A 13527-nucleotide genomic window follows, 5' to 3' on the forward strand; every position below is an offset into this window, starting at 1 on the left:
GCTGGTCTCCATTACCAGGATATCCAGCTTTTTGCCCCCAGCAGGCGGACTCGACTCCTGCCTATCGAATAATCCGCCCCATATAGTCACCCCAAAGCTGGGCGGCCTGACCGCTGCTGCCCCCGGTAGGCGAGTTGTCGTCGTTGCCAAACCAAATTCCGGTGGTGATCTGGCGGCTGGGCACATAGCCCACAAACCAGAGGTCGCGGTTGTCGTTGTTTGTGCCCGTTTTCCCCGCTTCGCCCAGTCCCAGATAGGCCGCACGACCCGTGCCGTTGGACACCACGCCTTGCAGCAGGTCGGTCATGGTGCGAGCAATGTCGGCAGGCAGCACGGCTGTATTCGTCTGGGGCGTTTTGCTGGCATCGTAAATCACGCGGCAGCTTTGCACATCGTTGGGATCAGTGCAATCGCTACTGTCGAGGATGCGCTGCACCGCATGGGGGCGATTGCGAACGCCCTGATTTGCCAGCACAGCGTAGGCCCCAGTTAGCTCCAGGAGCGTCACTTCGCTCTGCCCCAGCACCAGGCCAGGCACAGGGTTCAGCGGCGAGGTGATGCCCATGCGGCGGGCCGTCTCCACGATGTTATTCAGTCCGGCCTCGCGCCCCACCCGCAGCGCGATCACATTTTCCGACAGCGCCATGCCCGTATACATGTCCGCACTGCCGCTGCTGGTGCGTTCGCAGCCGCGAAAGGATTGCCCCTGCCAGGTCATCGGTTCGCAAGAAAAGGCGGTGTAGGGCGAAATGCCTTGCTCCAGGGCGGCGGTATAGGCGAAGGCTTTGAAGGTAGACCCTGGCTGTCGTAGCGCCTGGGTGGCTCGGTTGAACTGGCTCTCTTGAAAGTCTACACCGCCCACCAGCGCCAGCACTTCGCCCGTGCGGCTGTCCAGCGTAACCAGTGCGCCCTGGGAAAAGCCGGAGCCTGCGCCAACGGATTCGACCGTGCTGCGGAGGAGCCGTTCGGCTTCGCGCTGATAGCCCGGATCGAGGCTGCTTTCGACCACAAAGTTGCCCTCCTGGGCCAACTGGCTGCCGAGGAGTTCCTCTAGCTCGCTGAAGACATAGCTGGTAAAGTAGGGGGCGATACTGCTGCGAAGTTCTTCCAGGGTTTCGGGGTTGATTTCGATGCGCGATCGCCGGGCCCGTTCTGCCTCTTCTAGGCTGATTTTGCCTTGGGCGGCCATGCGGTTGATGACGCGATCGCGCAATTGCACCGCCGTTTCGTAGTCCTGCACTGGGTTAAAGCTGTTTGGCGCGGGCAAGATCCCTACCAGCGTCGCCGCTTCCGAAAGCGTCAGTTCCTTGGCGGGCTTACCAAAGTAATACTGTGAGGCATCTTCAAAGCCGTAGGTGCCGTTGCCCAGATAGACCCGGTTGAGATATTCCAGCATCAAAAAGTCTTTGCTGTAGAACGTCTCCAGCTTGAGGGCGACGACAGCTTCCCGCAGCTTGCGTCCGGCAGAATCGGACGTGCCGACGTAATCCCGAAAGATATTGCGGGCAAGCTGCTGGGTGAGGGTGCTGCCGCCTTCGCGGATGCCGCCGCCGAGGATGTTGGTGACCAGGGCCCGCAGGATGCCGATTGGGTCGATGCCCAGATGCCAGTAATAGCGGCTATCTTCGGAAGCGATGAGCGCGTCGGGCAGATAGCGTGAAAAATCGGAGAGGCGATCGCCCGTCGTGTGGGCGCGGGCGCGAGTCGGCGTGAGCGGTGTTACCCCATCGCGAGCCATCACCATGACCGGCCCCTGCACCGAGGCAGGCAATGGACGCACCGAAAACTTCTGCCACTCCAGCCCAATCCACAGCGCCGTCAGCGCCGTTAGCCCTGTAAAGCCATACATGCCGTAGCGGGCTGCTTTGACATAGACAGGCGGCGGATCGACATACTGAATCCGCACCGCAGCGGCTAGATCTGGCGGCCCCAGCGTAAACACATCGCCATGCCGTAGGGGTATCTTCGTCAGCCGTCGCTTGCCCCGATAGATGCCGTTGGTGGAGTTTTCATCCTTCAGCACGAAGGCATATTTGCCCCGGCGGCTGTCGCGGGTCAGGGACAGGTGCATCTGGCTGACGACCGGGTTTCGCACCACTATGTCGCAAGAACGAGAACTGCGCCCCAGCAGGTAGCGATCGCCCAGCAGAGGATAGGTCTCAGGATTAGGGCTGCCGCTCTCTGGGTCTTGCACCCACAGTTCCGGCACTCGCGCATTGGGCTTCAGCTTCAGCCGAGAAAAATTCACCCTAGCTTGCTGCACTGCCCGCGTAATCGTCGTGAGCAGGGTCTTGGGTGGTGTGGGCGGCGGCGATTGAGTCACGTTGACGTTCCTGACAGAGCAACGCAGTTATAAAAGGATGAGCGGGAGAAAGGCGAACTCCGGAGAACCTTGAAAGACTAGCTTGAAAGACTAGAGAAAAACCAAGGCGAATTGAGTCAAAAGCAAAAATCGAAACTCAGGATATGCCCGCCGATGAAGCCGCAAATCAGCCCCAAATAGCCCCATAGCCCTACTTTTTTGATCTCTGATGGCTGCTTCCGGGCTTCAAACTGGTCGCAAGATCCCTTGTAGATAACATAGCGAATCTTAGAGATTCCAGAAATTTTTGGCCGCAGTTTTGATTGGCGTGCAGTTTAGCGGGATGATTGGGGCAATCGCCCTTCGTCCGCCCAATCCAAACCCGACCCGTTCAGCCAAGTCCGGCAAATCTCAGGCAGAGAGCTTTGCTCGAAAGGTCAGCGTGATGCCGCCGCTAGTACCCAGCCGTCCACCCGTGCCCAGCAGGTTCACCTGGCCCTCGCCACTCACCTCCACCGACAGCACAATTTCCTCTAGCTCCATGCCTGCCACCTCTGTTGCGCTCTGGCGGGCCCGACTCAGCACGCGCCCCATACGCGACAAGAAGCTCGACATATTTTGCTCCAGCGCGTCTGTGGAAACGGGCGTGCGCTGAGTGCGTCCTGCAAAACCAGGTTCGCCAAAGGGATTGTTGCCCCAGCCGCCGCGCTGCCCGTCGGTTTGGATATTAGGCGAGGCAGGCGCTTCTGTGACCACCCAGATGACATCGGGGTCGGCGTGGAGCGGCATGGCGCTGTCTAGAGAAGCGTCTGAAGGGGATCGGTCTGAGGGGGAACGGTCTGAGGCGCGGTGAGCAGAAGGATCAGTAAAGTCCGCAGGCATAGGGCTTAACACTCGATTTCCCCCATTTTATGAGGGATCTTTTTATGAGGGATCTTGAGCAGGCGGCTGGGTCGATAAATTTGCAATCTGCTGTGTAAACCAGGCAGCAGCGCAGGTGTTGGTTCGATACTGATCTATCGCAGGGTGCGGGAGAGAATGAGATGATGGGATGAGGCGAGAAAGTCGCGGGGCAGTGAGGTAACAGAGGCTGCCCCAGCAATTTGCTCCTACAGTTCCTCCCAATCGTCTTCGACTTACGTCTCGAATGTCTACAGTCCCCGATCTCTCCATCCCCATTGCCCTGACGATTGCTGGCTCAGACAGCGGGGGCGGCGCAGGAATTCAGGCTGATTTACGAACCTTCGCGTTCCACCAAGTCCACGGCACCAGCGCCTTGACCTGCATCACGGCCCAAAATACGCAGGGCGTGACGCGGGTGGACGCGCTGCCTCCGGAGGCTGTGGTCGCCCAAATTGCCGCAGTAGCGGGGGATATTGGTGTACAGGCTGTGAAAACGGGGATGCTGCTGAACCGCGAGATCATTGCCGCCGTAGCGCAGCAAGCCGAAGAGTTGCCATTGCCGAATCTGGTGGTCGATCCGGTGATGGTGTCTCGCACGGGGGCGCAGTTGATTGCCGACGAGGCGATCGCCCTTCTTTGCACCGACCTCTTGCCCAAAGCCCGCCTGACCACGCCCAACCGCTACGAAGCGCAAATTCTGGCCGACCTGGAAATTCACACGCTGGACGATATGAAGCAGGCCGCCGAGCGCATCTTGCAAACGCACCAGCCCGGTGCAGTGCTGGTCAAGGGCGGCGGCATGACGGGCGAGTTGCGCGGTGTGGATGTGTTTGCCGACGGGACGCAGTTGGCGGTGCTGCAAACCCAGACCGTCCACACCACCGACACCCACGGTACAGGCTGCACCCTATCGGCGGCGATCGCCGCAAATCTTGCCCTCGGTCGTGACCTGTTTTCTGCTGTGCAGCACGCAAAGGATTATGTCACCCATGCGCTCCAGCACTCCCTCCGCATCGGGCACGGGCAGGGGCCTGTCGGGCATTTTTACTCCCTGTTGTCGTCGGGTAGGTAATTTGGCATATAGACCCAGGAATTCATCCTATAGACGCAGGAAATCATGCAGGCGCAAGCATTATTGAGCAGCCGCCATTCTTCCCTATCCTGCCACTGGCTCGGCTTGCAGCATCCCTGCTGAGCCGTTCGGTTCAGGGCTTTGCTGAGAACGGGGAATGCGAATCACAAAGCGAGTGCCTTCCCCCGGAGTCGAGAAGCATTCCAGTGCGCCCCGGTGCTTTCCGGTAATGATCTGATAGCTAATCGATAGGCCCATCCCAGTTCCTTTGCCCACAGGCTTGGTCGTAAAAAACGGATCAAAAATCTGGCGCTGAACCTCCTGAGGAATGCCGTCGCCATTATCGGCGATCGCAATTTCCACCCAGTCAGCATCGACCAGCGCCGTAGAAACCTCAATACGGCTAGGATCTTGCTGTATTTCTTCCTTTGTCCGGTCTGCATCCTTGGCTTCTAGAGCATCAATGGCGTTCGCCAAAATATTCATTAAGACCTGATTCAAGGAACCTGGATAGCATTCCACATCTGGCAAGTCGGCATAATGCTTGATCACCTGGATGGCGGGTCGATTTCCCTTTGCCTTGAGGCGATGCTCCAAAATCAACAGCGTGCTGTCAATGCCCTCATGGATATCCACCGTTTTGAACTCTGCTTCGTCCATGCGGGCAAAATTCCGCAAAGACAGGACAATCTGCCGAATCCGGTCTGTCCCAACCCGCAAAGAGACCAGCAGGTTGGGCAAATCCTGCTGCAAAAATTCTAGGTCGATTGCGTCGGAGGTTTCTTGAATTTCGCGGGGTGGCGTGGGGTAGTGACGCTGGTAAAGCTGAACTAGGTTCAGCAGGTCGCTAACCGATTCTTTGAGCGGCGACAGGTTGCCGTGGATAAAATTCACCGGATTATTGATCTCATGGGCCACGCCAGCCACCAACTGCCCTAGGCTAGACATCTTTTCGCTTTGCACCACCTGTGCCTGGGTTTGCTCCAGTTCGGCCAGCGTTTGCTGAAGCGCTGCGGTGCGCTCTTCTACCCGATTTTCAAGATCAGCGTTAATGCACTCTAGTTCCGCATTAGCATGTTCTAAATGACCAACTAGAGAAGCAATCTGCTTGGTCATGTAGTTAAACGACTCACCCAGCGCGGTGAACTCTTGAATCGAAATCGAGCTGGTGGCATCGACTTGGTGGGAGAGATCGCCTCTCGCCATGCGCTGGCTAGCCTGACTGAGGCAGTCAATAGGGCGAGCAATCCAGCGAGAAGTTAATAGCCCCATTATCAATGAAATGAACAGTACAACGGTGCATATAAAAATGTTGCGTTGAGTTTCGGCATTGATTTCTGCCATAAAGTCAGACTTTGGCAGGACGATCACCATCAGCCAATCTAGCCCGTGGGCATTGCTCCAGGGTCTGACGTAGACAAACTGGCGCTGGTTGTCAACAACTTCAATTTGAGTTGCTGAACGGATGGCATATAGATTGCCAAGCTGTGACTGGATGGCCTGGCTCACTGCCCGAATCTTCGGATCTGGACTGCTTAGGCTATTGATGCGCCGTGGTGGCTGACTACCGTTAGTTAATAAGATGGGAGCCTGGCTAGAACTTCCAATTAGCAGACCGTTTCGCTCTACGACGAAGATTTGGCCCGATGGACTGGCCTTGATGCTTCCAAGGAATTCGCTGATTCCCGCTAAGTCTAGATCGATGTGAGCGACTCCCAGCAAGTTGCGGCTGTCATCATATACAGGCGCGCTTAAACTCATAGCAGGATAATGGTTTTTCTCATGAGCTTGAGAACTGACCCTTTGATCAAAGGCTTGGTTAGCTTCATCGTCAAGAGATTGGTCGGCGGTAGCGTCCAGAGGGAGGGGATGATCGTCTGCATAATCGATGCCGCTCCAGACGGGCTTTCCGGCAGCGATCGCCTCTAAATACCAAGACTTGCGTAACGGGTTAAATTGCATCTGCTGCAATTGCATAGCGCGGTTGCCCTGAAGATCTACTGTGTAGAAAGCCGCGGTTCCTTGGGGGCTGTTTTCATAGAGCAGCAATGCCTGCCCAGAGCGCCTCACGCCAATCTCGCTACCATCGAGACGGGCAAAACCGGTGTAGAGAATCGAGGGAAACGTCTTTGCCTGTCGCCAAAAGTAGCGCCCGCTAGCAGCAGGGTCGTCTAGCCGAACCTCACCGTTGGCGATCGCCCGTGCGTTAATCTGCATCAACCGCATCGGTGTAGAGAGGTACCTGCTGAGCTGAGCATCGACATTCTGACTAACTTGGTTTGCAACCTGCGCTACCAAGTTGCTGACCGTCTGTTGCTCATTTCTAAGCGCAATGTAGCCGATGAGCACAGCAGCGCCACAAGTTTGCAGCACAAAGGGCAAGACTAGCACGAGCTTTAGGGGAATCCCTTGACGGCGGCCTTGGCCAGCAATCGAGAACTTTGACAAGCGTGTGGGCATAGTGGAGGTTTGATGCTGTGAGGGTTTAGCCTAGATGTGAGATTTCATTGAGCGCCAGTGAGCGCCAGTGAGCGCCAGTGAGCGCCAAAGTTTCTGCCAAAATCTTGCCAAAATTCTTTTGAAGTTGCTGTAAGGGTTTAGCCTGGATACCGCATTTTTTGAAGCTAGTGAGGAGGGATGAGATGGGACAAAAAGCCCTTGTCTTTTCGAGCTAGCACATGCCTCGCCTTGCAAGAAAATGCTGTACGAGATTCCACGTTTAGTAATCAAGCGCAGTGATGAGACTGGGCAGAGCGGAAACCTAGATTCAGCATTTGATTTAGCAACATTTGCTCATTCTCGCTCGTGAGCAGTGCCAAACACGCTCGGAATGTGTGCAACATATACTTTCTTCAACATGCTTGGCTGATTGACTAGTCTTTTTCCTTTATCCCTAAGTTTCTTCTCCCAGCAGGGGAAAAGAACTCTAGACTGAGAGCCGGGGTACAAAGTCCCTCGCCCCGCCCCCGTCGTAGTAGGACGGGAGCAGAGGAACCGGGATAGAGCTTGGGGTAGGGAAGTTCAGAGGAAATCTCAGATGTGATCAATCAGTCAAGCATTACACCTCAACTCATTACACCTTTCTTTTTGCCATGCCTTAATTACAGACTGACTACAGAAACATCGCTGGACATACCTCAACTAGGATGCCCTCGATCATCTAGAGACTATCTTCTGATACTGATGATGCAGTTGACATGGATGATGCAGTACCTTGTCTGATGCAGAACTTTGGAAAATAGCCGCTAGCGCAGGGCAAGCAGCCATTGATGCGGGTCACTGATGCAGGTCACTATCCGAGTGAAACCAGATCTCCAGTGAAGACAGCGCCCCCGGTGTGAGGCTCCGCAAGTCGGGTGTTGACAGTCAGCCGATAGAAATGGTTGAAGCGCGATCGCTCGGCCCAGGCTGGCAGCGTTTCTTGCCGCTTTGCCACAAAGATTTTTTGAAAGCCGGGATCGGCAATGCCTGTTTTGGAGTTGCGCGTGGGCACTACGCAGCGCTGGCACGGGTTTACCCCCAGCAGCCGGATGCTGCCAATCTGAAACGCGACAGCCTGATCGGCCTGGGCAAAGAGCCGATCTTCCCAAAAGGCGGGCACACCTGCAATTTCAAGATTGGTGCGGAAGCGGGCGCGAACTTCCTCTACGGTTAGGGCGGGGGTTAAGGCGGGATACCAAGTGGCGATCGCCTCCAGCGTGGCCAGACTCACAATCGTTGGGCCCGGCGACTGCGTATCGTCTGGAAAACCCATCTCCAGGTTTTGGCGGAGGTAAACCGGAAAGCCAAAGTATTCACTCAGCCATGCTTCTAGATCTTTCTGCTCTGGTTCAAGCGGGAAGGTGCTGGACGAGATATTTCCGTTCAATGCTGTATCCGAGTTTCGGAACGAAACCGTGTTCGCAGCAAGGTCAAACTCGGCCCGGAGAGCGTGTATTTTTGCGTGTCGCTTGCCGTTCACAAACTGCCCTGCTTGGTCGAACAGGGCAAACTGGCGATCGCCCTTCAACGCGCCACTCCTCAGCACCTCCGCAGACTGAATGCCCACGCCATCCAGGGACTTAATCGGATAGATGAAAATTTGCGAAACGTGGGGAACTGTCGTCATCCTGTTCCGGTGTAGCTGAAGTAGCTGGCTCCCAAATTGAGCCGTTGCGTTCCCTCCACAATAGCAATTAACTCGTCCTGGCGATCCAGCGCACCGTTGCCGTTGGTGTCCAAAAAGATGCCCGTGCCCCGAAAGCGGCGAATCGGCGACGCGCCCAGCAGATATTGGCTACGGTTGCCGTGGAGTTGGATCGTATCTTCGCCAGGTTTGAAATCTTTGAGCAGGGCGTAGTCCCTCAGTCCTGGCTGGTCGGGCTTGCCGTCGTCATAAAACGCCATCGTGGCATCGCCTAGCCAAAAGCGATCGCGCCCGGTTCCGCCAATCAGCACGTCTACGCTGTTGCGCCCGGTGCTGTCGCCTATGCCGTTCAGGATATCGTTGCCGCCGCGCCCGTCCAGTCGATTGCTGCGGAAGTCGCCCACCAGCACGTTGCCCAATCGAGTGCCCAGCAGCACGTCGGTTTTTGCCAGACGAGGCGGCAGCCGCAAGCTCAAGGCTCTGACGATTTCTCGATCGAGAATCGGCTGGTTGCCCTGCCATTCCGCAAAGCCAAAGTTGCTGTCTACGTAGCCCCAGGAGGCCCAGCCGATGCCAAATTCCTCCAGCACGGTGCGCGTGTCTCGCAGCCAGCGTGTGCGATCCAGGGCAGACACGTTGGCGGCGTATACGCCAAACTCGGTGCAAATCAGCGTCACGCCGTTCTGCCGGGCCCACTGCGCGGCTTCGCCAATGCGCGATCGCAGTTTGTGAATATCCCACTGCTGTTGCCCATAGTCCAAAATCGCCGCCCGCGCTACCGGGTCGCCGACCTGCTGTGCTAGGAATTGCACGGTATTGGGGCTGGCGGGATAGGGGACATTCCGCAGTCTGCTCTCAAAGGCATCGCCAATCCACGATGCACCCTGATGCGTGAAGATAAATGGCTCGTAGAAGTGGAAGTCGTAAATGACGTTTGGGTCGGGCAGCGGCTGCAACTGCACCAGCGTCGAGATATTTTGCCAGAAGGCGCTGACGGCAATCAGCGTGTGCTGGGGGGCGACCTCGCGGATGCTGCGAAAGAGGGCCTGCTGAATCAGCTCCCAGGCTTTGGGATCGCTGCGAAAGACGGGTTCGTTCATCGGCTGGATGAACGTCAGGTCAGGATTCGTCGTCTTGTGTAGATGGGCGGCGAGCGATCGCCAAAATGCCGTAAACATCCGCCGAAATTGCGGATTTTCTAAACTGGCGGAGTAATTATTCTGGCTGCCGTCGATCAGCGGCGTGCTGTGCAAATCGACCACTACGCCGAGCTTTTGCGCCTGCGCCTGGGCGATCGCCCGATTCAGCCGGATGAGAGCCTGAGGATTGAGCCGATTGGGTGCGGTGTCGCTATACAGCACCGAAAAGTCGATGGGAATCCGCACGTAGGTGATACCCATCCGCCTCATTAGGGCGAAGTCGCGCTTGCCATAGGGATTGGGGTTCGCTCGATCGGGATACCAGAACCAGTTGGCCAGGTTGACTCCCCGTGCCAGCACGTCAGTGCGAGCCATAGCAGGATTCCGCAGCAGGATTCATATAGAAGGCGATAAACGGCGAGGTTGGAATGCCAGAGAATACGCAAATTACCCACACACGGCTGTATCAAAGCTATGTCTGTGCGTCAGGATAGTTTCATGTTCTCAGTTTTCTTTTCGCCCAAAAGCCTGTCGGACTCGCCCCTACAGAACTTTCACACGCGATTGACCTGCTATGAAGCTTCTGTGACTGGAGTTGGGAAACTAGCGAATGAGATGCTCAGCCAGGGCACACGCCGCAGCTAAGGAACTGGCGTTTCGGCGGCAGCGGGCGCAGGAGGCAAAGCGTCTGGCTGGGCTTGTTGCTGCTGCTGTTCTAAAATAGCTCGCTGGCGTGCCCGAAATTGCTCAGCGGCGGAGTTGATATTTTGCTGCTGCTGACGACGAAACTCCTCTGGAGAGCGAATCGAGCCGTAGTTAAGCTGATGAATCAGGTCGTGAATACCGCTCATCGGATTGTCGTTGCGATCTGAAAAGAGATCTCGGCTTTCAGTCTGCGACGGCGTGACAAGATCGCCAGCAGTGGATTGAGCAGACGCAAGACTCGTGCCCAGTGCCACCACAACGGCTGCGCTAGCGGTTCCCAAGGCGGCTTGCCAGATTAAGCGGGTGACGAATGAATTCATGACTTGCTACTCCAGATTTCACACCTGCGGGTGATAGGTCTTCGTTCGATGGTTTCTTTCAATGGTTTCGGATGCGTCTCTAGAACCAAACCTTCAAGAACTGAATACTTCAGACGCAACACCTGGCGAAAATGCTCCCTGGCATCATAACAAACCCTAACCGGAATTAACGTAACCAGGATCAACAGTATCGCTGAACCTCATCCTGCTCAGGCAAAGCTGCGGCTGAGGAGCGATCGCACGCCCAGCAACGCCACCACGCCAAAGCCCGCCAGCACTAGCAGCGCTCCGCCCATCGTCACATCGCCAAACGGCGCATTCATCACCACGCTGCCCAGCGACCAGTCCGCGTGGTTATACACGTAGCGAATGGGTTCGATAGCGTAGCTCAGCGGGTTTAGCGAAGCCACCCACTGCAACCAGCGCGGCATAAAGCTGAGCGGCGCGAGGGCCGTGCTGGCAAACAGCAGCGGCAGATTGGTTACAAAGATTACAGCAATTAGTTCAATATGCCCCGGTAGCGCAAAGGCCAACCCCAGGCTAATTGCCGTCACCGCCACCACCAGCAGCAGGATAATCGCCGCCACCAGCGCCAGCCCGCCCACACCAGGGAAACCCGCGCCCAGAAACGCACTCATGGCGATAATGACTGCCGTTTGCAGTACGCTCAGCGTGGTGATGAAGATGGCGGAGGCCGCCACAATGGAAAACCGCGACACCAACGGAGCCACCAGCAGCCGATTCAGAAAGCCAAACTCCCGGTCGAACATGACGGGCAAGCCCGCATTCAGCGCTCCCCCAAAGGCAGTAAACACCATTACGCCTGCACCAAGGAACTGCCCATAGTTTGCGCTGCCGCCAAACAGACCCGGCGGCACGTTTTGAAACAGCGCCCCAAATAGCACCAGCCACATGACGGGCTGAATCAATCCGGCGATTAGCGTTGTGGGGCGGCGCTGGAGCTGGATAAACAGCCGCTTGGTCAACGCGGTCGTTTCTTGAAGAAAGTCGCTGAGCGGGGAAGAGGCAGGGGCGATCGCCGCTGCGCCTCCATTCGGGCGCAACCTCTCCAGATTGGGCTGGGGCGGGGTAACAGTCTGGCTCATGGGATTCACACAATCGCGACTGGAAGAGTTGGGTATGAAGCTACGAACTGCCGTATGACACCCTTATTTAGACTTTAAACTTAGATGTCCTAGTGTAAGTCCTAGTAAATAGCGTAGCGTATCGCGGAATTTCGGTTCTGGGAAACGAGACTTTGCGGCGTTTGAACCATTGCAGGATCGTAGACGATGCTTGAAGCGCAATGCTTGAAGCAATGTGTTTTGGATCGAAACACGCTCAAAAATTGCGAGTGGGTGGCTTCGCCGTGTAGAATTGTAGACTGTGTGAAATTTATGGCAGGACGACCATGCCCAAGCTAAAAACTCGGAAAGCGGCTGCTAAGCGCTTTGAGCGCACTGGCAGCGGCAAGATCCGCCGCCGCAAGGCCTATCGCAATCACCTGTTGCAGCACAAGACCGCAACCCGCAAGCGCCGCCTAGGTCAAAAGGCCGACGTGCATGAGCGCGACGCAGAAAATGTGGAACTGATGCTGCCTTATCTCTAAGGAATGGAACGCCAGGGAATAGAAAGGATGGAGGGTAAATTGGGCGATCGCCCAACTTTGCAAATCTCCTGAGACTCACTATTCTTGGGCTTCTTTTCACCTGGGCTTCTTTTCAAAGGGTTGGGCGCATGGCCTGGAATCACCTACCGCCTGCGGCTGCCCAATGACCGACTCAACTTTTAACCAAGTGTAGGGACTGAATTATGACTCGTGTAAAGCGCGGAAACGTGGCGCGGAAGCGCCGGAAGAAGATTTTGAAGCTGGCGAAGGGCTTTCGGGGGTCACACTCCACCCTGTTTCGCACTGCAAACCAACAGGTGATGAAGGCACTGCGGAACGCCTACCGCGATCGCCGCAAGCGGAAGCGCGATTTTCGCCGCCTCTGGATCACCCGCATCAACGCCGCCGCCCGTCAGCACGGCATGAGCTATAGCCAGCTCATCGGCAGCCTGCACAAAGCCAACATCGAAATCAACCGCAAGATGCTGGCGCAGATGGCGATTCTCGATCCGGCGGGCTTTGGCAAGGTCATCGAAGTGGCAAGCAAAGCAAAGGGTTAGGTAAGCGCTTGATCAAGCTGCGAGTTGCGAGTTTGATCTTAGGAATTTGGGCGGGGGTGCAGTGTGCTGTGCCCCCGTTCGCTCATGGGGCGGATCTGGACACGATTCGGCGGCGCGGCTACTTAATTGTGGCGGTGAAGGACAACCTGCCGCCGCTGGGCTTTCAGGACCCGTCAGGCACGCTGCAAGGGCTGGAAATTGACCTAGCGCGACAGCTTGCAACGGAGTTGCTGGGCCGTCCCGACGCGGTGGAACTGCGCCCTGTGGCAAATCAAGAGCGAGTGGCGGCGCTGCTGGCAGATGACGTGGATCTGGTCATCGCCCGCATGACGCTGACGGCCTCGCGGGCACGGCTGGTGGACTTCAGCGAGATCTATTATCTGGATGGAACCGCGCTGATCACCCGCGACAGCACGATTCAGCGCATGGCCCACCTGCGCCGTCGGGCGATCGCCGTTCTTGCCCATTCCAGCACGATTGCCGTCGTGCGATCGCGCTTGCCCCAGGCACAGTTGGTCGGCGTAAGTTCCTATCAAGAGGCGCTGACGCTCATGGAAGCAGGCCAGGTCGCTGCCTTTGCCGCCGATGCCAGCGTTCTGATTGGCTGGGCCCAGGGCAACCCCAATTACCAGGTCTTACCAGAGCGGCTATCGGGGGAACCGCTGGCGATCGCCATGCCGAGGGGACATCGCTATCAGAGCCTGCGGCAGCGGGTAAATCAGACCGTCCTGCGGCTTAGGGAAACGGGCTGGCTGGGCGATCGCATTCGGTTTTGGGGCCTGTAGCATGGG

10 protein-coding genes and 1 pseudogene are annotated in these 13527 nt (G+C 56.7%); 4 read left to right on the top strand and 7 right to left on the bottom strand.

Going from position 1 to position 13527, the window contains the following annotated elements:
* Window positions 1–61: 61 nt before the first annotated feature.
* Both HPC62_RS21660 and HPC62_RS21665 read right to left on the bottom strand, forming a co-directional pair.
* Window positions 62–2323, bottom strand: coding sequence for a PBP1A family penicillin-binding protein (locus HPC62_RS21660; RefSeq protein ID WP_172358477.1), 2262 nt, complete (start codon window positions 2321–2323; stop codon window positions 62–64).
* 390 nt (window positions 2324–2713) lie between these two features.
* Complete coding sequence (locus HPC62_RS21665; protein WP_172358478.1) at window positions 2714–3091, bottom strand: Pepco domain-containing protein; 378 nt, start codon at window positions 3089–3091, stop codon at window positions 2714–2716.
* A 358-nt stretch (window positions 3092–3449) separates the two neighbouring features.
* On the opposite strand from HPC62_RS21665, the gene thiD reads away from it, so the two are divergent.
* Window positions 3450–4277 (top strand): bifunctional hydroxymethylpyrimidine kinase/phosphomethylpyrimidine kinase, encoded by an 828-nt coding sequence (gene thiD / locus HPC62_RS21670; RefSeq protein WP_172358479.1) that lies wholly within the window; start codon window positions 3450–3452, stop codon window positions 4275–4277.
* Between the two features lie 207 nt (window positions 4278–4484).
* Here the strand turns inward: thiD and HPC62_RS21675 are convergent.
* The 5 genes and pseudogenes from HPC62_RS21675 to HPC62_RS21695 all read right to left on the bottom strand — a co-directional run.
* Window positions 4485–6737 (bottom strand): annotated as a pseudogene (locus HPC62_RS21675) (ATP-binding protein); the annotation flags it as partial.
* Window positions 6738–7569: 832 nt separating this feature from the next.
* Window positions 7570–8385, bottom strand: a complete 816-nt coding sequence (locus tag HPC62_RS21680; protein ID WP_172358481.1) for an MOSC domain-containing protein — start codon at window positions 8383–8385, stop codon at window positions 7570–7572.
* The gene (locus HPC62_RS21685; RefSeq protein WP_172358482.1) at window positions 8382–9917 is read right to left on the bottom strand and encodes a cellulase family glycosylhydrolase; all 1536 of its coding nucleotides are present in this window, start codon (window positions 9915–9917) and stop codon (window positions 8382–8384) included. The genes HPC62_RS21680 and HPC62_RS21685 overlap by 4 nt, the downstream gene beginning before the upstream one ends.
* 266 nt (window positions 9918–10183) lie before the next feature.
* Entirely contained in the window at window positions 10184–10567 is a 384-nt protein-coding gene (locus HPC62_RS21690) for a hypothetical protein (protein ID WP_172358483.1), read from the bottom strand.
* A 209-nt stretch (window positions 10568–10776) separates the two neighbouring features.
* Entirely contained in the window at window positions 10777–11673 is an 897-nt protein-coding gene (locus tag HPC62_RS21695; RefSeq protein ID WP_172358484.1) for an ABC transporter permease, read from the bottom strand.
* A 305-nt stretch (window positions 11674–11978) separates the two neighbouring features.
* Here HPC62_RS21695 and rpmI point away from each other — a divergent pair, with 305 nt between their 5' ends.
* From rpmI to HPC62_RS21710, 3 genes are all read left to right on the top strand, one after another.
* The gene (gene rpmI, locus HPC62_RS21700; RefSeq protein ID WP_172358485.1) at window positions 11979–12176 is read left to right on the top strand and encodes a 50S ribosomal protein L35; all 198 of its coding nucleotides are present in this window, start codon (window positions 11979–11981) and stop codon (window positions 12174–12176) included.
* A gap of 203 nt (window positions 12177–12379) precedes the next feature.
* The gene (gene rplT, locus HPC62_RS21705) at window positions 12380–12736 is read left to right on the top strand and encodes a 50S ribosomal protein L20 (protein ID WP_068510159.1); all 357 of its coding nucleotides are present in this window, start codon (window positions 12380–12382) and stop codon (window positions 12734–12736) included.
* 68 nt (window positions 12737–12804) lie between these two features.
* Window positions 12805–13521 carry a transporter substrate-binding domain-containing protein gene (locus tag HPC62_RS21710; protein WP_225910585.1) on the top strand — a complete coding sequence of 239 codons (717 nt, stop codon included), beginning with the start codon at window positions 12805–12807 and terminating at the stop codon, window positions 13519–13521.
* The last annotated feature ends 6 nt before the right edge of the window (window positions 13522–13527 follow it).

The organism is Thermoleptolyngbya sichuanensis A183 (assembly GCF_013177315.1).
Classification (GTDB): domain Bacteria; phylum Cyanobacteriota; class Cyanobacteriia; order Elainellales; family Elainellaceae; genus Thermoleptolyngbya; species Thermoleptolyngbya sichuanensis.